Origin of the sequence: Haloplanus salinarum (genome assembly GCF_024498175.1) — an archaeon.
GTDB classification, from domain to species: domain Archaea; phylum Halobacteriota; class Halobacteria; order Halobacteriales; family Haloferacaceae; genus Haloplanus; species Haloplanus salinarum.
Genome location: NZ_CP101823.1, coordinates 3313631 through 3334726, shown reverse-complemented (window position 1 = coordinate 3334726; position 21096 = coordinate 3313631). Strand labels below are relative to the sequence as shown.

The window sequence follows — 21096 nt, the reverse complement described above, 5'->3', positions numbered from 1 at the left end:
AATCGGGTTTCCGCCCCACGTATTTAGCCTTCCCCCAGCCTCCCCCCCGGTGTCCAGGGTCGCTGAGGGGCGGTCACCCGGGTATAGGTTTATCCGTTCGGTTTCCCAACACCCGAACGATGACCCGCGACGTCGGACGGTTCACGGCCGTCGCTGTCGCGCTCGCGGTGCTCGTCGTCGCGACGGCGCCAACGGCCGTCGCCCTGAGCGAGCCACGGGACGAACCCGCGGACACGCGCCCGCCGGTTCGGGTGTACGCGGGCGAGACGCTCGACATCTCGTCGGCGGGGCTCACCGGCGACGGAACGGTCGGCACCAACGAAACGACCTTCGTCGCCGTCGGCGGCGGCCCCTCGTTCACCGTCGATCCGACGGACGCGAACTTCACCGGGGTCCCGGTCGGCGCCTACTACGCCAGAAACGACACCGATATTCGGGCCGACCTACAGGTCGTCCGGCCCCGGATCGAACGGCTCGAACTCCGCGGCGAGGATCAACAGGCCGTCACCGACGACCCGGTCGACCCCGAGGACCTCCGACGGGTGTACGTCCGGGCGAGGTTCAACTTCGACGACGCCGACCGACTGGACGTCTCGGTCGTGGGACCGGCCGGGAACGAGGTCGGGAACGGCTCCATCGCGACCAGCGGCGAGCGGACGACAGTCGAACTCGGGGAGCCCACGCCGGGGAGATACACCGTCACCGTCGCGGGCAGCGAACTCACGGACGGCAACCGGACGGCGACGATCCGGGTCGCCGGCGCGACGCCGACGCCCACCGCGACGCCGACGGCCACGCCCACCGCCACCGCCACGTCGACCCCGACACCCACCGCGACGCCGACACCCACCGCGGCGCCGACACCCACCGCGGCGCCGACCCCGACGGCCACGCCCACCGCCACGCCGACGGCCACGCCCACCGCCACGCCCACGACGCCCGCCGCCGGCGACGGGTTCGGCCCGGTCGCGGCCCTGCTCGCGCTGCTCGCCGTCGGCCTCGTTCGGCGCTGACCGGCCGTCCGGGGATCAGTCGACCGACTGGGTCCGCTCGAACCGGTAGGGCGGGAGGATGAGGTCGTCGAGGTCGGGCATCTGCTTGACGTTGTAGACGACCTTCAACTCGGCCGTCGTCGGGGCGCCGATACAGGAGAGCTGAATGCCGCGTTCGAGCATCTCAGTCGAGAGGACGTGATCGATGGGCACCGTCATCTCGCCCTCGACGACGGCGACGGCGCAGTTCGCACACGCGCCGCCCCGGCAGGCGTAGGGCCACGCGAACCCGCGGTTCTCGGCGGCCTGCAGGAGCGTCTCGCTCGGCTCGGCCAGGAACTCGCCGTAGTCCGTCGGATCGAGGTCGGCCGCGGCCGCCTTCTCGAACAGGTCGTCGTCGTCGAGGCTCCACCCGTGGTCCTCGATCACCGCGTAGTTGAGATACTCGACCCGGGAGCCCTCCGGTCGCGACGGCTCGCGGCGGTCGCCGTCGCCGTCGCCGTCGCCGTCGTGGAGCCGGCCCTCCATGATCGCCTCGTAGGCCGCCTTGACGCGTTGGAACGCGCGGGCGGAGCCCCCCTGGTCCGGATGCGTCTCCATCACGCGCCGGCGGTACGCGCGGTCTATCTCCGACTCGTCGGCGTCCGGATCGACCCCCAGAACCTCGAACGGAGCGTCCACGTTCGGGGTAGGGGAACGGACGGATAAATCACCTTGGAACGCGGGCGTCGGTCGTGGGCGCGCGACGGCCGTCGCTCCGAGCGTGAGAACGCGGGAGAAGTGGGCCGGCGCGAATTCGAATCACGCGAGACTCGCTCCGCTCGTCTCGCTCGCTCTCGTTCGCTTCGCTCACGAGAACGCGGTTACGGCCACCCGAAGGCCGTTGCTAGGTGTGTGAGAACGCGGGAGAAGTGGACCGGCGCGAATTCGAATCACGCGAGACTCGCTCCGCTCGTCTCGCTCGCTCTCGTTCGCTTCGCTCACGAGAACGCGGTTACGGCCACCCGAAGGCCGTTGCTAGGTGTGTGAGAACGCGGGAGAAGTGGGCCGGCGCGAATTCGAATCGCGGTTACGGCCACCCGAAGGCCGAAGGATACCAAGCTACCCCACCGGCCCGCGGTCGGACGAACGCCGGCGGCGAGTTTAACAGTTGTGATTCCCGGCGTCAGTACGATCGAAAGCCATCGGTGTCGAGGAAGTTGTGCGCGACGGTGACGGCGTGGTCGGCGTGGAGCGCTCGCGGTCCGAGGCGGACGCGGGCGTCCGCGCGCTCGGCCAGCAGGTCCGCCTCGGCACCGGTGAAATCGTGGTGGTCGGAGAGGACGAACACGGGGTCTGCCGGCGGGTCGTAGTCGACGACGGGGGTCCCGGCCTCGTGGAGCTGGACGAGCGTGGCGTCCCCGGCGCGGCGCTCGTCGACGGCGGCGTCGAGGGTCGCCGCGAAGCCGCGGCGGCGGATGGCGACGCCGGGGCTCGACTCGACGGGCTGGTGGCCGATGGCGTCCTCGCGGCGCTCCAGGGCGCCCCGGATCAGCGCGGCCGTGCTCCGCTCGTCGGGGTTGAGCCGGCGGAGGTCGTCCCCCTCGAAGGTGACGGTGAACGTGTCGTCGAGGACGAGGTGGACGCGGACGTCCTCGCGGATGGCATGCGAGAGGAAGAAGGCGGACGTGACACACCGACAGAGGACGTCGAGGCGACCGGCCGCGCCGGCGAGGTCGTCGAGTGCGAACTCGGGGGTCGTGGGGGCGTCGTGTCCCACGACGACGAACTGGCGCATGGCGGGCGTGGGGGACCGACCGTCTTGGCTCTACTCATTCGATCCGGACGGTCGTCGACGCGGCGAGTCGGGGGTCGTCGACGAGGAGGCGCGCGGTCAGGGTGTGGTCGCCGGGGTCGGCGGCGACCCACTCGTCGTCGGCGACGCGAAACCGCTGGTACCACCGCGTGTGGAACGTCTTCCGCTCGCGAGCGGCGAACGCGACGGCGCCGGTCTCCCGGGGCAGGTCGTCGGCGGTCGACGCGCGGTCCACGCCGTCGACGGCCCAGGTCCACGGGGTCGGCGCGGTCGTCCGCAGTCTGAGGGGGATCGGCAACCGGTTGCGGACGGTGACGCGGAGGTCGACGGGGTCGTCGGGGGCGTAGCGCTCGCGGTCGGTCGCGCACGCGACGGTGAGAGCGCGACGGCGAAGCGCCCGCGGGAGGAGGGCGTGACTCGCGCTGGCGGCGTCGATGGAGCGGGTCGCCTTCGGGGCGGGAGCGGGCGACGAGGGGTCGTCGTCACGCCGGAGCGCGTCGGTCCGTTCGACGCGACGGGGCGGGCGGGTCATTCGTATTCCTCCAGCAGGTCGTGATAGGGGCAGGCGATCTCGTGGCCGCCGTCGCCGTCGACCGGTTCGAGGTCGGGGTGGGCGTCCCACGCCCCGCAGTCCGACTGTGCGATCGGACAGCGGGTGTGGAACGCACAGCCGTCCGGTGGGTCGGTCGCGGAGGGGACGGTCCCGTCGAGGACGACCCGGTCGCCGTCCCACCGCGGATCGGGTTCCGGGATCGCAGAGAGGAGCGAGTAGGTGTAGGGGTGATACGGCGGCGAGAACACCTCGTCGACGGTGCCGCGTTCGACGACGTGGCCGAGGTACATCACCGCCACCCGGTCGGCGAGGTGTTCGACCACCGAGAGGTCGTGGGCGACGAGGAGGAAGGCGATGTCACGTTCGGCCTGTAAGTCGGCGAGCAGGTCGAGGATCCCGGCTTGCACCGAGACGTCGAGGGCGCTGACGGGTTCGTCGCAGACGACGAACTCGGGGTCGACGGCGAGCGCGCGGGCGATGCCGACCCGCTGGCGCTGGCCGCCGGAGAGTTCCCGGGGGTAGCGCGTGGCGTGCGCGGGGCGGAGGCCGACCGTCTCCAGCAGTTCGGCGATCCGCCGGGCACGAGTGCGGTCGTCCGGAACGAGGTCGTGGGCGTCGAGCGCCTCCCCGACCGCGTCGCCGACGGTGAGGCGGGGATCGAGGCTGGCGGTGGGGTTCTGGAAGACGTACTGGAGGTCGCGGCGCCGCGCCCGGAGCGCCGAGGCCGACAGGGATCCGAGGTCGTCGCCGCGGTGGGTGACCGTCCCGGCGGTCGGTTCCTCGAGGTGGACGAGGGTGCGGCCGAGCGTACTCTTGCCACAGCCGGACTCGCCGACGAGCGCCAGCGTCTCGCCGGCGCGGACGGTCAGGTCGACGCCCTGGAGCGCCTGCACCCACCGACGGTTCCCGAGCAGGCGGTCGAGGAAGCGCTCGGAGGTGGGATACTCCTTGACGAGCCCCTCGGCGCGGAGCAGGGGGTCGGTCACCGGTCGGCACCTCCGTCGTCCGTGTCGTCCACCACGTCGACCGAGAACGACAGGTCGCCGTCCAGGTCGCCGGTGTAGGCGAAGCAGGCGGCGTGGTGGGGCTCGCCGTCGCCGTCGTCGGTCGAAACGAGCGGCGGGTCGCGTTTCGTGCAGACGTCCTCGGCGTAGGGACAGCGGGGGTGGAAGCGACAGCCCGGGGGCGGGGCGGAGAGGTCTGGCGTCGTCCCCGACAGCGACGAGAGGCGGTCGCGGTCGGCGCCGATCCGGGGGACGGCGGACAGCAGCCCCGCGGTGTAGGGGTGTTTCGGCTCGTAGAAGAGGTCGTCCACGGTCGCGCGTTCGACGGCCTCGCCGGCGTACATCACCAGCACGCGGTCACAGAACTCGGCGACGACGCCGAGGTCGTGGGAGACGAGCTGGACCGCGAGGTCGTCGGTCGCGAGGTCGTCGAGCAGTTCGAGCAGCTGGGCCTGGACGGTCACGTCGAGGCCCGTCGTCGGCTCGTCGGCGATCAGCAGGTCGGGCTCGCCCGCGAGCGCCATCGCCACGAGGGCGCGCTGGGCCATGCCGCCGGAGAACTCGTGGGGATACTGGTCGGCCCGCGTCGCCGGATCGGGGATGCCGACCCGATCGAGGAGGGCAACGGCGCGGTCGCGCGCGGCCGCGCCGTCGCGGTCGGTGTGGGCACGCACCGCCTCGGCAACCTGTTCGCCGACGGTGTAGACGGGGTTGAGCGCCGCTTCGGGATCCTGGAACACCATGCCGATCCGACCGCCCCGGATCGCCCGCAGTCGGTCGTCGTCGGCCGCCCGGAGCGACTCGCCGTCGAACCGAACGTCGCCCTCGACCCGCGCCGGGTCGTCGAGCAGGCCGAGGACGGCGAGTGCGGCGACGGTCTTGCCGGCGCCGCTCTCGCCGACGACGCCCAATCGCTCGCCGCGGTCGAGGGTGTACGAGAGGCCGTCGACGGCCCGGACGACGCCGGCCTCGGTGTAGAAGCGGACGGCGAGATCCTCGACTTCGAGCAGCGCCATCAGCGTTCGGCCTCCCGGTCGTCGCGACGGGCGCCGCCGCGCCCGCGGTAGGTGTCGGCGCCGGCGTCGGGATCGAGCGCCAGCCGGACGCCGTCGCCGACGAGGTTGATCGAGAGCACGAACAGGAAGATGGCGAGGCCGGGGAAGACGGTGACCCACCACTCGCCGCCGACGAGGGTGTCGCGGCCGGCCGAGAGCATGCTCCCCCACTCGGCGGTGCCGGGCGGGAGGCCGAGACCGAGGAAGCCGAGCGCCGCGGCCGAGAGGACGACGGTCCCGACGTTGAGCGTCGCCTGGACGACGACCGGCGCGACGGCGTTGGGCACGACGTGGCGGACGAGGATCCGACGGTCGGTGACGCCGAGCGCCCGCGCCGCGAGGACGTACTCGCGTTCGACGACGCTCAGCACCTCGCCCCGGAGCAGGCGGGCGTAGCCGATCCAGCCGACGGCGACGAGCGCCCCGACGAGCTTCCAGAATCCTTGGCCGAAGGTCGCGACCAAGGCGATGGCGAGGACGAGAAAGGGGAAGGCATAGAGCACGTCGACCAGCCGCATGATCGCCTCGTCGACCCAGCCGCCGACGTAGCCGGCGAGCGCCCCGAGGGGCACGCCGACGGCGAGCGCGAGGGCGACGGCGATGCCGCCGATGGAGAGGCTGTACCGGCCGCCGTAGAGGACGCGGGAGAACACGTCGCGCCCGGCCCAGTCGGTACCGAAGGGGTGGGTCGGGGAGGGCGGGAGGTAGGACTCGGCGACCCCGGACGCGGCGGGGTCGTAGGGCGCCAGCGCGACGGGCTGGACGACGACGCCGCCGACCTCGACTGGGCGAGCGAGGACGGCCAGGAGCGCCAGGACGCCGATGACGGCGAGGCCGGCGACGGCGACCCGGTCGCGGCGGAACCGGTCCCAGGCGCGTCGCCAGCGGTCGGTCGAGGTGGCGGGCGTGGTCTCGGTGTCGCCGTCGCCCTCGGTGTCGCGGGCGGCGGCCGCGTCCGTCGGGTCGAAGCCCCGAACGCGCAGTCGGCCGCGGTCGTCGAGCGGGCCGCTCACGGGCGGACACCTCGCGTACGTCGGGTGTCCGGGGTGGACGGGTCGGAGAGGGGTGTGTGTCCAGGCATAGTCAGTAGCGAATCCGCGGATCGAGCCAGGCGTACACCACGTCCGCGAGCAGGTTGGCGAGGACGACGGCGACGGCGACCAGCAACACGACGGCCTGCACGACGGGGAAGTCCCGCTGGAGGATGGCGCGGACGAGCAGGCGACCGAGGCCGGGCCAGGAGAACACCCGCTCGATGACGACGGCGCCGTCGAGGAGGACGGCAACCTGGACGGCGGCGACGGTGACGACCGATATCAGGGAGTTGCGCAGGACGTGTTTGACGATGACGGTCCGCTCGTCGAGTCCCTTCGCGCGGGCGGTGCGGACGTACTCCTTCCGGAGTTCTTCGCCGACGGCCGAGCGGGTGAGGCGGGTGAACAGGGCGGCGGAGGCGGTGCCCAGGGTGATCGCCGGCAGGGCGAGGAAGGCGAGCGATTCGGGGGCGAGAAGCGGCGCGACGGGGGGGATCACGGGCACGAGGTTCAGGTGGACGCCGAACAGGAGGATCAGGAGGAGGCCGAGCCAGAAGTTCGGGGTGGCGATGCCGGCGAGCGCGACGACCCGACTGCCCTCGTCGATCGGTCCGCCCCGGTTCACCGCGGCGAGGACGCCGGTCGGCACGCCGACGAGGAGGGCAACGAGGAGGGCGGCGACGCCGAGGGCGAGCGTCTCGGGCAGGCGGGCCGCGATGGCGGCGCGGACGCTCCGGTCGGAGACGACCCGCTCGCCGAAATCGAGGTGGAGGACGTCCCACAGCCAAAGTGCGTACTGCCGGTGGAGGGGCTCGTCGAGGTGATACTGGGCGCGAAGCGACGCCCGGAGTTCGGGCGTCGCCTCCTGAAACTGGAGGACGTAGTCGACGGGCGTGCCGGGCAGGAGCTTCACGAGGGCGAAGGTGAGCACGGAGACGCCGAAGAGCACGGGGAGCGTGAGCAGTGCCCGCCGAACGACGTACCGTCGGAGCGACATCGGCCGGTCGATCACCCACCCCCGACGGTGGTGTAGGCGTCGGCCCAGGGGGCGTAGATGGCGGTGAACTCGCCGGTGTCGAGCGGGTAGGTGCGAAAGCCCTCGACCCGCTCGGACCGGTGGGCGTCGAGGCGCTTGCTGAACCGGACGAACGCGACGGGGGCGTCCGCGGCGATCCGTCGCTGGGCGTCCTCGTAGAGCGCGCGTCGCTCGGCGGCGTCGTAGGTGGCGAGCGCCTCGTCGAGCAGGCGGTCGACGTCGTCGTCCGCGTAGTGGGCGGCGTTACAGCAGGCGGGCGTGGCCTGCCCGCTGTAAAAGAGGTTGCGCAGGAAGGTGTCGGGGTCCCAGCCGCCGGTCCAGCCGAGTGCCATCATCGAGTCCGAGCGGTGGGAGTCGCCGGCGAGTACCCGGGAGGTGTAGGTGTTCCACTCGAACTGGTCGAGGGTGACGTCGAAGAAGTCGGTGGCGTCGAGTTCGTCGCGGACGAGCTGGGCCCACCGCACCCGCTCCGGCGTCTCGTTGGTGACGATGCTCGTCTCGTAGGGCGGCGAGATGCCGAGGGCGTCGAAACCGTCGGCGAGCAGTTCGCGGGCCCGCTCCGGATCGTAGCCCTGGTACTTCTCGCGCATCTCCGCCTGGAACGACTCGGAGGAGTAGTCGTCGAGGAGCGGCGAGATGGGGGCGTACGCGGGGCGGCCGACCCCCGCAAACACCGAATCGAGGATCTCCTCGCGGGGGATCAGCCGGGCGATCCCTCGTCGCACCTCGCGGTTCGAGAACGGGTCCGAGTCGAGGGGGAAGACGAGCATCTCGAAACCGCCGGCGAGGCGCTCGGTGACGGTGATCTCGTCGTCGTCCCGGAGGTCGGAGATCGAGTCCGCCGGGGGGTTGTTCGCGAGGTCGACGTCGCCCGCCCGGAGGGCGGCAACCTGCGACGATCCCTCGACGATGATACGGAAGGTGAGCGTCTCGATTGGTGGGGTGGCGGGTGCCTCGCCCGACCCGTCGTACCAGTGGTCGTCGGAGCGGGTGAGTCGGAAGAGGCGGTCGGGTTCGTGCGTCTCGAAGGCATAGGGGCCGGTCCCGACCGGTCGCTCCGAGAGGTCGATGTCGCCCGCTGCGGCCGCCTCCGGGACGATGGGGACGCCCCCGAGCGACGTCTCGAAGGGGGCATACTGATCGCTGAGGCTCACGTCGAGGGTGTGCTCGTCGACGACCGTCGCGTCGTCGTACCAGAGGAACACGTCGGACTCGCGGGGCGTCCCCTCGTAGCGGTCGAAGGTGGCGACCACGTCGGCGGCGGTAAAGTCGCTCCCGTCGTGGAAGGTGACACCCTCGCGAAGCGAGAGTCGCCAGGTTCGATCGTCGAGCCGTTCGGCGTCGGTGGCGAGCCTCGGCCGGACCTGCCCCTCGAAGTCGACGGAGAGGAGCGGTTCGTAGACGAGGCCGATGAGCTTCCGTGAGGTGGTGTCGTTCGCCAGCGTCGGATCGTAGTTCTTCACGTCGGCGCCGAGAGTGGCGACGAGTTCCGGGCCGCTCGACCCGCCGGACCCGCCCGCACAGCCGGCGACACCGGCGACACCCGTGGCCCCGACCAGACGGAGCAGTCGGCGGCGCGATGTGGTGGCCGGTAGCATACTGTATCACCGACGGGCGACGAGGAAATAGGCTACGGTCAGCGGGACGCCGGACGACCGGTCGGTACCGTCGCAGCCGGTCGGTCAGGCGGGGGCGGGCGTGGGTTCCCGCGGCGGCTCCGTCGGGCCGGAACCGGGGGCGGGACCGGTGCCACCGTTCGGCGCGTCGGCGCCGGGTGGTTTGGGGGCGCCCTCTGCCTTGTCGCCGGTCACGAGGAAGTCGGCGAGGTTGCCGATCAGCACCTCGTTGTCGGCGTCGTACGCGTTCTCGCGGGAGAGGAAGGAGGTGTCACCGACCGCGGTGACGTTCCCGCCCTGGCTCCGCGCGAGGACGGCGTACTCGCCGGTGTCGCGGGTCGTCGACAGGGTGGTGCCCTCGGTCCCGACGAGGACCTGTGTGCCGCCGTCGGTCCGGATCGGCACCGCGTCCCGGACCACGACGCGCTCGACGCCGTCGGCGAGGCCGCCGCTCGACGCCGGTTCGGCGTAGATGCTCTTGTAGTTGTTGTCGTTCTCCTCCATGTTGTAGAGGTAGCCCGATCCGTAGGCGATGCCGTAGGTCGAGGCGAGGTCGGTCGTCCGGGAGGCCGTGGGTTCGAACCCACCGAGGCCGAACAGCAGGCCGCCGGAGGCCTGAATGGAGGGCGGCCCTCCCATCACGAGCATGCGCCCGCCGGCGTCGGTGAAGGCCTCGACGCCCGCGAGTTCGTCGTTCGTGAACCGCTCCCGTGGGTTGGCGACGACGAAGGCGTCGGCCGAGCGGAGCGATTCGTTGAGGTCCTGTCGCTGCCCGCGGTAGAACCGGACCTCGTGTCCGTTCTCGACGAGCGTCGAGAGCAAGGGTTCGAGATCGGTCTCCGAGACGTCGTTGCTGTGTCCCACGTCCACGAGGACGGTCTTGCCGCGCTCGGCGCTCGCCATGCTGATCTCGCCGTCCTCGGGTTCCTCGTCGGGGAGGACGGTGTCGGGCTGGAACTGCTGGTTCTCGGGGGACGCCGCGTCGCCGGCGTCGCCGCCGGTACCGAGGGCGTACGGCGCGACGGCCGCGGCGCCGACGAGGACGGCGACGACGATCACGAACACGGCGACGAGTCTGGACTTAGGCGCTGACATTACCGATCACCTCGCTTTCGGTCTGCACGGTTCCGTACACCATCAACAGCGTCGGGGTGTCGACGGTTTCGTAGCCGACGGGGCTACGCTCGACGACCACCGCCCCGCCGTCGTCGGCGCTGAGCAGGAAGAGGCCGCCGGTCTGTGGCGGCTCCTTGCGGTACACCTCGTAGTCGTCGAGGTCGGCCGCGTTCGCGGCCTGACGGATGGCGTCCTGGGTGGAGCCAATCTCGTCGGCCATCCCGTTGTCGACGGCGCGGGCGCCGGTGTACACCTTCGCATGGGCGACCTCGGTGCGGGAGAGTTCGAGGTCGTCGCTCCGGTGTTTCATGACGCTGCCGACGAACGCACGCTGGAGCGTCTCGACCTGCGCGCGTCGTTGGTCGGCGGTCGCGCTGGCCTTGTCCGGACCGCTCTTGACCTCGCCGGGGAGCGAGGGTCCGGGGGACGCGGCGCGGACGCCGACGCTGCCGACGATGGAGGCGGGCGTGACGTAGATATCGCTGGTCGGGAGCATCGCGTAGTAGGCGCCGGACGCGCCGGTCGATTTGACGCTCGCGACCACGGGCATCTCCGCCGCGGTGCGCTGGACAGACAGGTAGAGCTGTTCGCTCGCGGCCGCGCCACCGCCGGGGCTGTCGACGTTCAGTACGACCGCGTCGATCGATTCGTTCTCGCGGGCCTCGCGGAGGTCCTCCTGGACGGCCGTCGCCGAGTTCGAGGTGATCGGCCCCTCGATAGTGATGACGGCGACGGTCCCGTCGGGTTGGGTCGCCCGGTCGTAGGCGACCGGCGCGAGGATCGCGCTCAACAGGACGGCGGCGACCACGACCAAGGCGTACGACTGGGCCTTGGTCAGTGAGCCGCCATCGGGACTGTTCGACATGATGCACTCCCCACTGACCACTCCGTCGGGTAATAAGCTCGCTTGACGAAAACGCGGATTGTACCTTGGCAGATCGTCACTCGGTCAGGCCGTAGCCCCGCTTGAACAGGAGGAAATCGACGAGCAGGACGGCAAGCGTCGCGGCGGTGAGGACGAGCAGCGAGACGTTCGGATCGATCTCGGTGACGCCGATCATTCCGTACCGGACGCCGTTGACCATGTACACCATCGGGTTCAGCAGGGAGACGTCCCGCCAGAGCGGGGGCAGGACCTCGAGGGAGTAAAACACCGCCCCGAAGAAGACCAGCGGCCGGAGGATGAACTGGTTCATGACGGTGAGGTAGTCGAAGTCGTCGGCCCACAGCCCGCCGACGATGCCGAGCCCGCCGAACAGCGTGGTGATAACGACGACGAAGGCGATCAGATACAGCGGGTGCGAGAGCGGAACCGCGGTGAAGATCAGGCCGACGGCCACGATCAGGACGGCGGTGAGGATCCCCCGGGTCGCGCTCGCGATCACGTAGGACGCGACCATATTGAAATTCGACATGGGCGTGACGATGACGGCGTCGATGTAGTTGTTCCACCGGCCGTGGAAGATCGAAAAGGAGGCGTTCTCGAAGGCGTCGGAGATGGCCCCGAGGACGACCAGCCCGGGGAGGACGAACTGGATGTAGCTCACGCCGGCGATGGCGCCGATCCGGCTCCCGAGGATCACACCGAACACCGCGAAATACAGGGTGTTCGTGATGATCGGCGGCAGGAACGTGTTGTACGGCCGTCGGACGAACCGGAGGATCTCCCGCTGGACCAGCGTCTTCAACTGGACGGTGCTCCGGCTCACGCTTCCCCTCCGTCGGCGACCGACGACCCGTTCCGTGTCATCTCGACGAACACCTCCTCCAGCGAAGTCCGGGAGACGTCGAGGTCGACGATCTCGTAGCCCGCGGCGTCGAGTTCGCGGACGAGGTCGGGCGCGACGAGGCCGCCACGTGACGCCGAGATGACGAGACGGCCGTCCTCGACGCCGACGCTGTCGACCGTCCCGTTGGTGGCGATGTCGGGCGGCGACCGAATCGGCTCCCGGAAGGTGACCGTGATGCGGTCGGTGCCGCGGTCCATGAGTTCGTCCGGCGTGCTCACCGTGGCGACCCGCCCCTGGTCGAGGATCGCCACCTCGTCACAGAGGCGTTCGGCCTCCTCGATGTAGTGGGTGGTGAGCAGGATCGTCGTCCCGCCCTCGTTCAGGTCGGTGATCAGCTCCCAGAGGTCGTGGCGGAGTTGAACGTCGACGCCGGCGGTGGGTTCGTCGAGGATCAGCAGGTCGGGATCGGTGACCAGCGCCCGCGCGATGAGAAAGCGCCGCTTCATCCCGCCGGAGAGCCAGTCGAAGCGCGTGTCGCGTTTCTCGTAGATGCCGACCTGTTTCAGGGCCTCGTCGGCCCGCTCGCGGGCCTCGTCCGCGGGGATGCCGTGGTAGCCCGCCTTGTGCTCCAGTACCTCGCGGATCGGGAAAAAGCGGTCGACGTTGAACTCCTGGGGCGCGAGGCCGATCCGGTCCCGTGCCTCGCGGTACTCCGTCTCCACGTCGTGCCCGAAGACCCGCGCCTCGCCGCCGCTTTTCCGCACGAGGCCGACGAGAATGTTGATGAACGTGGTCTTGCCCGCGCCGTTCGGCCCGAGGAGACCGAAGAAGCTCCCCTCGGGCACCGACAGCGAGACGCCGTCCAGCGCCGTCACGTCGCCGTATCGCTTCCGGAGGTCGTCGATCTCTATGGCGGCTACCATCTACCGAAACCACCGCGCTGGACGGAATTAAGCCCCGTGAAGTGGGTGTGGGTACTGGTACCACCCGACAATTAAAGTCATTAACGAATATTATCATTATCAATCATTAAGTTTATTGGCCCGCCGGTGCACCGGTCGGATGCGATGCACGTACGCGACCACGTCACCGACGCGAGGCGAATCGGCGGAGGACCGACGACCGACACCCCACACACATGGACCCCACGATCCAGCGACCCGACGAGGAGCTAGCACAGCGCGCCCCGCTCGTCCCCGACATCGGCCACGCCGACACCCGGACGGACGGCGGTCGGACGGCGGACGGCGAGACGACGCGACGGGCGACGAGGCAGCCCCCCAGGACCGACGCCACGCGGCGGCGGGCGGACGACGAACTGGCTCAGGAGGCGCCGCTGGTCCCCGACCTGGGACGACCCACCCGGCGGCCGACGGAGGACCGCCGATGACGCCGGAGGAACTCGACACCGACACCGTCACGCGGGACATCGACAACCCGGCGGCCGTGGAGTTCCGCGAGCGACTCGCCGACCAGCAGTTCGTGTTCGCACCGGGACTCTATCACGCGCTCGACGCCCGACTGGCCGAGATGACGGGCCACGACGCCGTCTACATGAGCGGCTACTCGACGGTCCTCGGCCAGTTCGGCTTCCCCGACCTGGAGATGGTGACGATGACCGAGATGGTCGAGAACGCGAAACGGATCGCCGAGGCGACGACGCTCCCCGTGATCGCCGACTGCGATACGGGCTACGGCGGAATCCACAACGTCCGCCGGGCGGTCCGGGAGTACGAGAAGGCAGGCGTCGCGGCGGTTCACATCGAGGACCAGACGACGCCCAAGCGGTGTGGGCACATCGCGGGCAAGCGGATCGTCTCCCGCGAAGACGCCGAGGCCCGCTTCCGGGCGGCCGTCGACGCCAAGCAGTGCGAGGACACCGTGATCATCGCCCGCACCGACGCCTACGGCTCCGCGAACGGCGACTGGGAGGAACACCTCGAACGCGGACGGATCTACGCCGACGCCGGCGTCGACCTCGTCTGGCCCGAGATGCCCGACCCCTCCCGCGAGGACGCCGTCGAGTACGCGGAGACGATCCACGAGACCCACCCCGACCTGGACCTCGCCTTCAACTACTCCTCGTCGTTCGCGTGGTCCGAGGAGGCGGATCCGCTGACGTTCGCCGAACTCGGCGATCTGGGCTACAAGTACATCTTCATCACCCTGTTCGGCCTGCACTCGGGCGCCCACGCCGTCTACGAGGATTTCCAGCGCCTCGCCGACGCGGACGAGGCGGCGCAGTTCGACCTGGAGGAGCGTTATCTGGGTCACCCCACGGAGAGCCACCACGAACTCTCCTTCGTGAGCAAGTACCAGGACATCGAGGCGCAGTTCGACCCCGAAGCCAAGCGCCGGATGGAATCCTCGGAGGGGTTCACCGAGACGGAGAGCGACCCCATCTCGAGCGGGGACGGGGAGGCGCCCGAGCCGTCGGCGAACGACGACTGAGTCGGGGTCGCCGCCTCACAGGACGAACCCCACCGTCCAGAGCGTGAGCATCCCGGCCACGAGCGTCGCGAACATGTTTTCCGTCGTCCAGGCCACGCCGGCGGCGACGACGCCGGCGAGCAGGCGGCCGTCGAGGAACGTCGCGGCGACGGTCGGGCCGGGGTCGACGAAGGACGGGGCGACGAGCGCCGCGAGCACTGCCGCGGGGACGTAGCGGAGCGCCCGTTCGAGCCGCGGGGGCACCCCCGAGACGCGGCCCAGCAGGTAGATGAAGGAGTACCGGATGGCGAAGGTCAGCGCGCCGACGACGAGGACGACCGCCCAGACGGCGAGCGGGCCGTGCGTGGTCGTCACGCCGCGGCCCTCCCCTCGACGACGACGCCCGCGACGACGCCGGCGAGCGCCCCGCCGAGCAGTCCGAGGTTCAGCGGCCACCCGGCGCCGGCGACGGCGACGCTCCCGCCGACCAGCGCCGCGACGATCCGTGGACGGTCCGACAGTTCGGGGACGAGCAGGGAGAGGAAGACCAGCGGCACCGCGAAGGAGACCCCCCAACTCTCGGGGATGCTGGCCCCGAGGACGACGCCGACGACGGTCGCGAGCTGCCAGACGAGCCACATGAACGCCGCGGCGCCGAAGTAGTACCACCGGTCGCGGACCGCCCCGTCCTCGCCCGTGGAGCCGCCGTTCGGGGCGGTGGTGGAGTCGGCGTCGCCGTCCCCGTCGGTGAACTCGGCGATGGCGAGTGCGTAGGACATGTCCGTCAGGAGGAAGGCGTACGCCGCCGACCAGCGCCGGCGGAGCGCCTCGAAGTAGGGCGCGATCGATGCCGAGTACATGCTCATCCGGAGGTTGATGACGACCGCGGTGAGGACGACCACCGCGAGGGAGGCGTCCTGCGCGAGGAGGTCGACGGTCGCGAGCTGTGAGGCGCCGGCGAAGACCACCGCCGACAGGCCGACCGCCTGGGCGGGCGAGAGGCCGGCGTCGACCGCGGCGACGCCGGCGACGAGGCCGAAGGGGATCAACCCGAGGAGGAGGGGGAGCGTCGCCCGCACGCCGTCGAGGAAACCGTCGGGAACGGTGGGCATGTCAGCCCGTGGACCCGGGTTCGGCAACCGTCTTTCGGTTCCGGACGGCGATCACCGACCGACGACGACCGCCTCGCGGATCTCGAGGGCCGTCTCGAACTCCTCGCGGCGGTCGGTCTCGGAGCCGATCCGCCGGAGCTGTTCGGCGTGGGTGCGGGCGACGGCTTCGATCTCCCGGCGGTCGAGACCGAGGCGGTCGCCGACCGTCTCCCAGTGGTCCATGGGGACGAGGAACACCTCGCGGTCCTCGCCGTCGACGACGCGTTCGAACTCGCGGCGGTAGGTGTCGAAGCGGTCGTCGAGGTCGCGCTGGACGCATGTCAGCAGCTCCGACAGCCGTCCGGGGCCGACGCTCGCCTTGGCGGCCGCGAGCATGAACACCTGGCCGTCGACGGGGGAGTCTTCCGGGCCGGACACGTCAGCCACCCGCGCGCATCGCCTTCTGTGCGAACCGTTCGATGAGCGGGTCGAGGACGTCCGGGTCGCCCTCGAAGACGAAGTCGATCTGTGTCAGCGACACCGACGGACCGACGCCGACCGTCTGTGCCGAGAGGTCGGCCGCCCAGTCGTCGGCCTCGACGCGGCCCTCGCTCACCTGCTCGGCGCCGAGGGTTTCGAGATACTGGATCGCCAGCCGCTTCGAGATGCCGCGGAAGGAGCGCTCCCGACGAACCCACTCGTCGTTCATGCCCCGCCCGCCACCGGCGGGAACACCGACAGCGTGTCGCCGTCCTCCATCACCGTCTCGGTGCCCTCCATATGTAGCACCTCCCGACCGTTTTTCAGGATGTTCAAGTTCGGCTGGAGGTCACCCTGATCGTCGATCAGCTTGCCTTCCAGGCCGTCGTACGCCGATTCGAGAGTCAGGAGAACCTCGCCGACGGTGGCGCCGTCCTCGAACTCGTGTTCCAGAGTCTTCTGACCGACTGCCTCGCGGAACGTGGCGAAAAACCGCAGTTCCAGATCCATGTCATCCGTTGGGGGCTCGGTCGTAAAAAGTGACGTGACACGGTGTGCCGCCGGCGCCCTACCGATCGCTCAGGCGGATGCCGTCCTCGACGGTTCGGTAGTTGCGCTCACGGTCGATGCGCTCGGCGACCCAGCCGACCTCCTGAATCTGCATGATGAGGTCCGCCTGCAGGTTGCGCCACGCGATGGCGTAGATGGGCGACTGCCCCCACGCGCGGAGTTCGGGGACGAACTCGTCGTACTGTTCGAGCTGTTCCTCCAGGCGTTCGAGGGCACCGACGACGTTCTGTGCGGCCTCGCGTTCGTCGTCGGCGGATTCGACGGCCTCGTTGAGTCGGCCTTCGAGGCCGACGACGGCCCGCTGCATGTCCTCTCGGGCCGCGTCGTCGTCGTCGGGAAGCGAGTCGAGGATCTGTCGGGGAACGCCGAGGTCGAATTCGTCCATACGGTCGGGTGGCCCGCGAGGGGTAAAAGGCTCCCGACAGCGGCTCGACAGGGTCGCCGTCTCCGGCCGGGTCGGCGCTCATTCGAGGAAGTCGCGCAGCGCCGCCGAACAGGAGCGACAGAGCAACACCCGCAGTTCGCCGTCGGCGTCGAGGAGGTCGAGCGCACCGTAGATGTCCCCCGGTTCGATGGTCTCGCCACAGCGATGACAGTCGTGTGGCCGGGCTGGGTTCGACCCGGTCACGGCTCCCGACTGCGGGGGTGGCGGTCGCGTCCGCCGACCCCGTCCCCGGATCCGGCGTCGACGACCGCCCCGTCGGCGGCGTTTCCGAGCGGCGTCTCGGCGTCGACGACGGCGGCGAGGTCCAGTCGGTCGACGAGCGCGTCGGTCGGGCGGCCGTCGACCGACCACCCGCGGGCCGCGTAGTAGGCGTCGAGCATGTCCTCGAACGCCCCGCGGTCGACGGTGCGGCCCGCCGCGGGCCCGTCGGGAAGCGGGTCCTCGAACAGGGCGGGTAGGGTGTCGTCCTCGCGGTCGAAGCCCTCGCGGACGTTGAACAGGCGGACGAGCGTCCAGACGCGTTCGCCGACCCGCGCCAGCGAGTCGCGGTCGTACTCGAGGCCGACGGCCGTCAGCCACTCGGCGCCGAGGTCCTCCCACATGGTCTCGCCCGCGAAGTCGTCGACGACGAGGCTCCAGAGCGTCGAGCGGACGTTCTGGGCGCCGACGACGGTCCTGACGCGGTCTGCGGTCGTCCACGCGTCGCGGGCGAAGGCCTCGCGTTCGACCGGGCGGGCACGGCGGTGACAGCCGCCGCGGTCGCTGGTGGCGTAGGCGAGTGCCATCCCCGCGGCACCCCGTGGGTCGTAGGCCGGGAGTGCCATCGACTTCACCGTCGGCACGGCGCCGGCCCCGTACCGCTCGCGGGCGTCGTGGACGCCGTCGGCGAGGGTGTCGCCCAAGTCGGTCGATCGGGTGGCGATGGCCGACAACAGTCGCTCGGCCGCGTCGGCGTCCCCGAACGCGAGGTCCGGGTCGACGTCGGGGTCGATGGCCCCGTCGTCGGCGGCGCGGGTGGCCCAGGCGACGGCGTTGCCCGCGCTGATGGCGTCCATCCCGAGACGGTCACAGGCGGCGCCGAGGCGGGCCACGGCGTCGAAGTCGTCGACCCCGAGGCCGGCGCCGAGGGACATGAGCGCCCCGCCGCGGGGGACGGATTGGCCGTCCTCGACGTCGACGCGGAAGCCGCCGGGCACCGCGTCGTCCGCGTTCTCGCGGCCGGTGGCCGCCTCGCGGACCGCCTCGATGCCGATATCGCCGGCGTCCTCGAAGCGGCCGCCCTGCCAGCCCCGGGTCGAGAGGACGCCCACCTCGTTGGCGAAGTCGACGCTCTCGACCGTCTCGCCGGCGGCCTGCCAGCGGCCGGTGTCGTCGTCGCGGTAGGCGGCGCCGTAGCGCTCGCGGAGGTTGGCGAGCGCCGGCGGCGGGTCGGGCGGGTCGCCGTGGACCGCGACCGCCTTGAGCCGTTTCGCGCCCATGACGGCGCCGGCGCCGCCGCGGCCGGCGTGGTGGTCGCCGGCGTCACACGCGACCGTCGCGTAGGCGACCCGGCGTTCGCCCGCCGGGCCGATACAGGCCACGGCGCCGTCGAGGGCGGCGTCCGTCTCGACGGTGTCGGCCCCCCACAGGTCGCCCGCGCCGGCCAGTTTCGCCTCGCCGTCACGGACGGTGAGGACCGTCGGATCGTCGGCGACGCCCTCGATCACCAGGCCGAAGGCCTCGGGGAGGGCGCCGGCGAGGGCGTCGGCGAAGGACCCGCCGCTGTAGGAGTCGAGGAAGGCGCCGGTCAGGGGCGACTTGGTGACCGCCGCGTAGCGCGACTCGCCGGGGAGGTAGCCCGAGAGCGGGCCGAGGAGGAGACAGAGCCGATTGTCCGGCCCCAGCGGATCGGTGCCGGCGTCGAGTTCGTCGTAGAGGTAGCGGGCGCCGAGGCCCTTGCCGCCCAGGAAGTCGCGTCGCCAGCCGTCGGGGACCCGTTCGCGGGAGACGGTCCCGGCGGAGAGGTCGACCCGCAACACGTCGCGTCGAACGGGCGGTGACATCGCCACACGTAGTCGGGAGACGGTGTTAAGCGTTGTCCTCGGTCGCCTCGACGTGGCGCATCTCGACGGCGACGCCGCGGGTGCTCTCCCGCATCTCGTCGCCGTGCATCGTCGCGCGGCCGATACCGAAGGCGGCCGGCCCCTCGACGACCACCTCGTCGCCGACGCGGACGTCGGCGTCGGCGTCGGTCACGCCGGGCGCGAGGACGCTCCCGTGGGGGACGAAGCCGTCGATGTCGACCCGTTTGGTCGGCGCGTCGCTCTCGACCCAGTGGCGGGCACCCGCGAGGGTGAAGGCGAGGACGCCGTACTGGGGCACCTGCGCCGCGAGCTGGACGCCGTCGCCGTCGCGTACCTGGAGTTTTGGGTGCCGGCTCGTCGTTTGCAGGTCCGGGAAGAGGTCGTCGCCCGCGTCGGCGCCGAACTGGTAGTCCGCGATGGCCCGGATCGTGTTGTGCTGGCGCTCACGCTTCGAGTATTTGAGCTCGCCGGCGAGCGCCGCGTCGAGGTTCGACAACGACTCGGAGGTGGTGGGGTGGTCCGCGACGGTGAACTCGAAGGGGACGTCCACCCGGTCGGCCACCCGCTCGCAGATGTCGCGGTAGCCCTCGCCGGGCACGTGGGCGATCACCCGCGGGTAGTCGTTGCGCTCCAGGTAGCGCTCCAGTACCGCGGCGACGAAGGCCTTCTCGCCGTCGGTCCAGTCGCCGGTGACCACCGCGTCGTAGTGCTGGGCGGGATACGTACACTCCAGTTCCTGGGGGACGACGCCGATGGGCGAGGTCATCGAGGCGACGTGGCCGCGGTAGCCGATGGCGCGGTGGAACTGGGCGTGGCTCTGGGAGTCGCTGTAGGGCTTGCGCGCCGAACACGGCACGAGCACGAGCGGGTTCGCAAACCGGTTGCGATAGCGGGTCGTCACCCGGTCGGCGAACCGCTGGATCTCCACACGGTTGAGTGTATCTTCGCTCGCCGCGCTGAGTTCCGTATCGCGGATCACCGGCGTCCGCCGCTCCAGGTAGCGGTACTGCTGATCGAACTCGCGGAACGAGGCGGTTAGCCAGTTCTCGTGGCGGGCCTGCCCCTCGAGGTAGTCGCGGAGCCGCCCCCGTCGGATCCGGGTGCGGACCGTGCGGAGTTCGGCCTCGAGGGCGGCGACGTTGTGGGCGACACAGTCCTCGCGGGTGAACGCCGCGAGCGGCGGATCGTTCGGGTGGGCGCCGGGGAGTTCGTCGAGTTCGTCGAGGTGGTACTCGCCCTCGGGGGTGAGGTAGCGACCCTGTCGACCCTTCACCCGGGCGAGTTTGGTGTCGACGAGGTCGACGCCCGCGGCGACGAGCGTCGCGACGTTGCGGGGCGTGGCGACGCCGGCGAGGTAGAGCGCGGTGTCGGCGGGGATCGACTCCCGAACGGCGATCAGTTCGTCGCGGAAGGAGGCGCCGTGGCCCACGACGCCCGGAGCGTTCGAGAGCACGTAGGCGTCACAGCCGTAGTCGGCGGCCGTCTCGGCGGTGACGACGCCGACGCTCGGGTAGTCCACGTCCGGGTAGTCGACGGCGAAGGAGTCCTGGACGGTCGGGTCGGTGCCGGCCGGGAACGCCCGGTGTGGGAGGACCGTGAGTTCGGCCTCGCTCCCCTCGGGATGGTCACGGTCGGCCCCCCAGAGGCTCCCGCCGTCGACGACGACGTCGTCGGCGAGGGCGGGCGTGGCCACGGGGTCGCGCAGGCGGAGTTCGCCAAGACGGGCGGCCCCGTCCCGCGCGTGGACCTCGAAGTACTCGGTCATGGGCGATGGTGGAGGGGGGCGCGGAACTACGTTTCGTTCCCGGGCGCCGCTCGGTGCGCGGGTCCTCGCGGCCAGCGGGCGTCCGCGGCGGGCCTACGGACCGACCTCGTCGCGGACGACGTAGTAGAGCACCCAGACCACGAGGCTGCCGAAGAAGGCACCGAGGGCCCAGGCGAGCGCGTGGCGGCTGTTCCGACCCTTCGCGTCCCGGTAGATCAGCACGGAGACGACGAGCGGGACGGCGAACGAGAACACCAGCATGAACAGGACGATCAGGAGTTCCGGACCACCCGGAACGCCGAACTGGAGTGCGGGGAACAC

The 21096-nt window shown here is 70.8% G+C and carries 24 protein-coding genes, 1 tRNA gene and 1 pseudogene; 3 read left to right on the top strand and 23 right to left on the bottom strand.

Annotation, left to right across the window (positions count from 1 at the left end):
• Positions 1 to 119: 119 nt before the first annotated feature.
• Entirely contained in the window at positions 120 to 1013 is an 894-nt protein-coding gene (locus NO364_RS17470) for a hypothetical protein (protein WP_257628151.1), read from the top strand.
• A 15-nt stretch (positions 1014 to 1028) separates the two neighbouring features.
• Here the strand turns inward: NO364_RS17470 and fer are convergent, their stop codons facing one another.
• From fer to NO364_RS17405, 13 genes and pseudogenes are all read right to left on the bottom strand, one after another.
• A complete protein-coding gene (fer, locus tag NO364_RS17465; protein ID WP_257628150.1) occupies positions 1029 to 1673 on the bottom strand; it encodes a ferredoxin Fer in 645 nt (214 codons plus the stop codon).
• A 362-nt stretch (positions 1674 to 2035) separates the two neighbouring features.
• Positions 2036 to 2108: transfer RNA gene (locus tag NO364_RS17460), tRNA-Pro, on the bottom strand.
• Between the two features lie 49 nt (positions 2109 to 2157).
• Positions 2158 to 2769, bottom strand: a complete 612-nt coding sequence (trmY, locus tag NO364_RS17455; RefSeq protein WP_257628149.1) for a tRNA (pseudouridine(54)-N(1))-methyltransferase TrmY — start codon at positions 2767 to 2769, stop codon at positions 2158 to 2160.
• Positions 2770 to 2803: 34 nt separating this feature from the next.
• Positions 2804 to 3319: a DUF7974 family protein gene (locus NO364_RS17450; RefSeq protein WP_157689678.1), complete on the bottom strand. Its 516-nt coding sequence runs from the start codon at positions 3317 to 3319 to the stop codon at positions 2804 to 2806.
• Between the two features lie 68 nt (positions 3320 to 3387).
• Positions 3388 to 4326: pseudogene (locus NO364_RS17445) on the bottom strand (ABC transporter ATP-binding protein); the annotation flags it as partial.
• Complete coding sequence (locus tag NO364_RS17440; RefSeq protein ID WP_257628147.1) at positions 4323 to 5360, bottom strand: ABC transporter ATP-binding protein; 1038 nt, start codon at positions 5358 to 5360, stop codon at positions 4323 to 4325. The pseudogene NO364_RS17445 and the gene NO364_RS17440, both read right to left, overlap by 4 nt.
• The gene (locus NO364_RS17435) at positions 5360 to 6412 is read right to left on the bottom strand and encodes an ABC transporter permease (RefSeq protein WP_199243595.1); all 1053 of its coding nucleotides are present in this window, start codon (positions 6410 to 6412) and stop codon (positions 5360 to 5362) included. Before NO364_RS17435 ends, NO364_RS17440 begins: the two co-directional genes overlap by 1 nt.
• Before the next feature lie 70 nt (positions 6413 to 6482).
• A complete protein-coding gene (locus tag NO364_RS17430) occupies positions 6483 to 7430 on the bottom strand; it encodes an ABC transporter permease (RefSeq protein ID WP_157689681.1) in 948 nt (315 codons plus the stop codon).
• An 11-nt stretch (positions 7431 to 7441) separates the two neighbouring features.
• Positions 7442 to 9067, bottom strand: coding sequence for an ABC transporter substrate-binding protein (locus tag NO364_RS17425; protein WP_157689682.1), 1626 nt, complete (start codon positions 9065 to 9067; stop codon positions 7442 to 7444).
• A gap of 84 nt (positions 9068 to 9151) precedes the next feature.
• Positions 9152 to 10180 (bottom strand): DUF4350 domain-containing protein, encoded by a 1029-nt coding sequence (locus tag NO364_RS17420; protein WP_257628146.1) that lies wholly within the window; start codon positions 10178 to 10180, stop codon positions 9152 to 9154.
• The gene (locus tag NO364_RS17415; RefSeq protein WP_157689684.1) at positions 10167 to 11066 is read right to left on the bottom strand and encodes a S49 family peptidase; all 900 of its coding nucleotides are present in this window, start codon (positions 11064 to 11066) and stop codon (positions 10167 to 10169) included. Before NO364_RS17415 ends, NO364_RS17420 begins: the two co-directional genes overlap by 14 nt.
• Positions 11067 to 11142: 76 nt before the next feature.
• On the bottom strand, positions 11143 to 11910 hold the full coding sequence (locus tag NO364_RS17410; protein ID WP_157689685.1) for an ABC transporter permease: 768 nt from the start codon (positions 11908 to 11910) through the stop codon (positions 11143 to 11145).
• Positions 11907 to 12854 carry an ABC transporter ATP-binding protein gene (locus NO364_RS17405; RefSeq protein ID WP_257628145.1) on the bottom strand — a complete coding sequence of 316 codons (948 nt, stop codon included), beginning with the start codon at positions 12852 to 12854 and terminating at the stop codon, positions 11907 to 11909. The genes NO364_RS17410 and NO364_RS17405 overlap by 4 nt, the downstream gene beginning before the upstream one ends.
• 215 nt (positions 12855 to 13069) lie before the next feature.
• On the opposite strand from NO364_RS17405, the gene NO364_RS17400 reads away from it, so the two are divergent.
• Positions 13070 to 13321 (top strand): hypothetical protein, encoded by a 252-nt coding sequence (locus tag NO364_RS17400; protein WP_157689687.1) that lies wholly within the window; start codon positions 13070 to 13072, stop codon positions 13319 to 13321.
• A complete protein-coding gene (gene aceA / locus NO364_RS17395) occupies positions 13318 to 14382 on the top strand; it encodes an isocitrate lyase (protein ID WP_157689688.1) in 1065 nt (354 codons plus the stop codon). Before NO364_RS17400 ends, aceA begins: the two co-directional genes overlap by 4 nt.
• A 15-nt stretch (positions 14383 to 14397) precedes the next feature.
• On the opposite strand, the gene NO364_RS17390 is transcribed toward aceA, so the two are convergent.
• The 10 genes from NO364_RS17390 to NO364_RS17345 form a co-directional block, all read right to left on the bottom strand.
• A complete protein-coding gene (locus NO364_RS17390; protein ID WP_157689689.1) occupies positions 14398 to 14736 on the bottom strand; it encodes an AzlD domain-containing protein in 339 nt (112 codons plus the stop codon).
• The gene (locus NO364_RS17385; protein ID WP_157689690.1) at positions 14733 to 15473 is read right to left on the bottom strand and encodes an AzlC family ABC transporter permease; all 741 of its coding nucleotides are present in this window, start codon (positions 15471 to 15473) and stop codon (positions 14733 to 14735) included. The genes NO364_RS17390 and NO364_RS17385 overlap by 4 nt, the downstream gene beginning before the upstream one ends.
• Before the next feature lie 51 nt (positions 15474 to 15524).
• Positions 15525 to 15890, bottom strand: coding sequence for a DUF8048 family protein (locus NO364_RS17380; RefSeq protein ID WP_257628144.1), 366 nt, complete (start codon positions 15888 to 15890; stop codon positions 15525 to 15527).
• A 1-nt stretch (position 15891) separates the two neighbouring features.
• Entirely contained in the window at positions 15892 to 16161 is a 270-nt protein-coding gene (locus NO364_RS17375; RefSeq protein ID WP_157689691.1) for a MoaD-like domain-containing protein, read from the bottom strand.
• Positions 16158 to 16442: a ubiquitin-like small modifier protein 1 gene (locus NO364_RS17370; protein ID WP_157689692.1), complete on the bottom strand. Its 285-nt coding sequence runs from the start codon at positions 16440 to 16442 to the stop codon at positions 16158 to 16160. Before NO364_RS17370 ends, NO364_RS17375 begins: the two co-directional genes overlap by 4 nt.
• Positions 16443 to 16500: 58 nt before the next feature.
• Positions 16501 to 16887, bottom strand: a complete 387-nt coding sequence (locus tag NO364_RS17365) for a DUF7971 family protein (protein WP_157689693.1) — start codon at positions 16885 to 16887, stop codon at positions 16501 to 16503.
• Between the two features lie 78 nt (positions 16888 to 16965).
• Positions 16966 to 17130, bottom strand: a complete 165-nt coding sequence (locus NO364_RS17360) for a hypothetical protein (protein ID WP_157689694.1) — start codon at positions 17128 to 17130, stop codon at positions 16966 to 16968.
• A complete protein-coding gene (locus NO364_RS17355; protein ID WP_257628143.1) occupies positions 17127 to 18989 on the bottom strand; it encodes an aldehyde ferredoxin oxidoreductase family protein in 1863 nt (620 codons plus the stop codon). Before NO364_RS17355 ends, NO364_RS17360 begins: the two co-directional genes overlap by 4 nt.
• A gap of 25 nt (positions 18990 to 19014) precedes the next feature.
• The gene (gene arcS / locus NO364_RS17350) at positions 19015 to 20775 is read right to left on the bottom strand and encodes an archaeosine synthase subunit alpha (protein ID WP_257628142.1); all 1761 of its coding nucleotides are present in this window, start codon (positions 20773 to 20775) and stop codon (positions 19015 to 19017) included.
• 93 nt (positions 20776 to 20868) lie between these two features.
• Positions 20869 to 21096, bottom strand: a complete 228-nt coding sequence (locus NO364_RS17345) for a hypothetical protein (RefSeq protein WP_157689697.1) — start codon at positions 21094 to 21096, stop codon at positions 20869 to 20871.

What these genes read in the sequence shown, in the direction of transcription:
- NO364_RS17470 (WP_257628151.1), top strand. Translation starts at nt 120, where the DNA reads ATGACCCGCGACGTCGGACGGTTCACGGCCGTCGCTGTCGCGCTCGCG.
- NO364_RS17375 (WP_157689691.1), bottom strand. Translation starts at nt 16,161, where the DNA reads ATGAACGACGAGTGGGTTCGTCGGGAGCGCTCCTTCCGCGGCATCTCG.
- trmY (WP_257628149.1), bottom strand. Translation starts at nt 2,769, where the DNA reads ATGCGCCAGTTCGTCGTCGTGGGACACGACGCCCCCACGACCCCCGAG.
- NO364_RS17370 (WP_157689692.1), bottom strand. Translation starts at nt 16,442, where the DNA reads ATGGATCTGGAACTGCGGTTTTTCGCCACGTTCCGCGAGGCAGTCGGT.
- NO364_RS17355 (WP_257628143.1), bottom strand. Translation starts at nt 18,989, where the DNA reads ATGTCACCGCCCGTTCGACGCGACGTGTTGCGGGTCGACCTCTCCGCC.
- NO364_RS17415 (WP_157689684.1), bottom strand. Translation starts at nt 11,066, where the DNA reads ATGTCGAACAGTCCCGATGGCGGCTCACTGACCAAGGCCCAGTCGTAC.
- NO364_RS17385 (WP_157689690.1), bottom strand. Translation starts at nt 15,473, where the DNA reads ATGCCCACCGTTCCCGACGGTTTCCTCGACGGCGTGCGGGCGACGCTC.
- aceA (WP_157689688.1), top strand. Translation starts at nt 13,318, where the DNA reads ATGACGCCGGAGGAACTCGACACCGACACCGTCACGCGGGACATCGAC.
- NO364_RS17440 (WP_257628147.1), bottom strand. Translation starts at nt 5,360, where the DNA reads ATGGCGCTGCTCGAAGTCGAGGATCTCGCCGTCCGCTTCTACACCGAG.
- arcS (WP_257628142.1), bottom strand. Translation starts at nt 20,775, where the DNA reads ATGACCGAGTACTTCGAGGTCCACGCGCGGGACGGGGCCGCCCGTCTT.
- NO364_RS17405 (WP_257628145.1), bottom strand. Translation starts at nt 12,854, where the DNA reads ATGGTAGCCGCCATAGAGATCGACGACCTCCGGAAGCGATACGGCGAC.
- NO364_RS17430 (WP_157689681.1), bottom strand. Translation starts at nt 7,430, where the DNA reads ATGTCGCTCCGACGGTACGTCGTTCGGCGGGCACTGCTCACGCTCCCC.
- NO364_RS17400 (WP_157689687.1), top strand. Translation starts at nt 13,070, where the DNA reads ATGGACCCCACGATCCAGCGACCCGACGAGGAGCTAGCACAGCGCGCC.
- NO364_RS17365 (WP_157689693.1), bottom strand. Translation starts at nt 16,887, where the DNA reads ATGGACGAATTCGACCTCGGCGTTCCCCGACAGATCCTCGACTCGCTT.
- NO364_RS17450 (WP_157689678.1), bottom strand. Translation starts at nt 3,319, where the DNA reads ATGACCCGCCCGCCCCGTCGCGTCGAACGGACCGACGCGCTCCGGCGT.
- NO364_RS17420 (WP_257628146.1), bottom strand. Translation starts at nt 10,180, where the DNA reads ATGTCAGCGCCTAAGTCCAGACTCGTCGCCGTGTTCGTGATCGTCGTC.
- NO364_RS17425 (WP_157689682.1), bottom strand. Translation starts at nt 9,067, where the DNA reads ATGCTACCGGCCACCACATCGCGCCGCCGACTGCTCCGTCTGGTCGGG.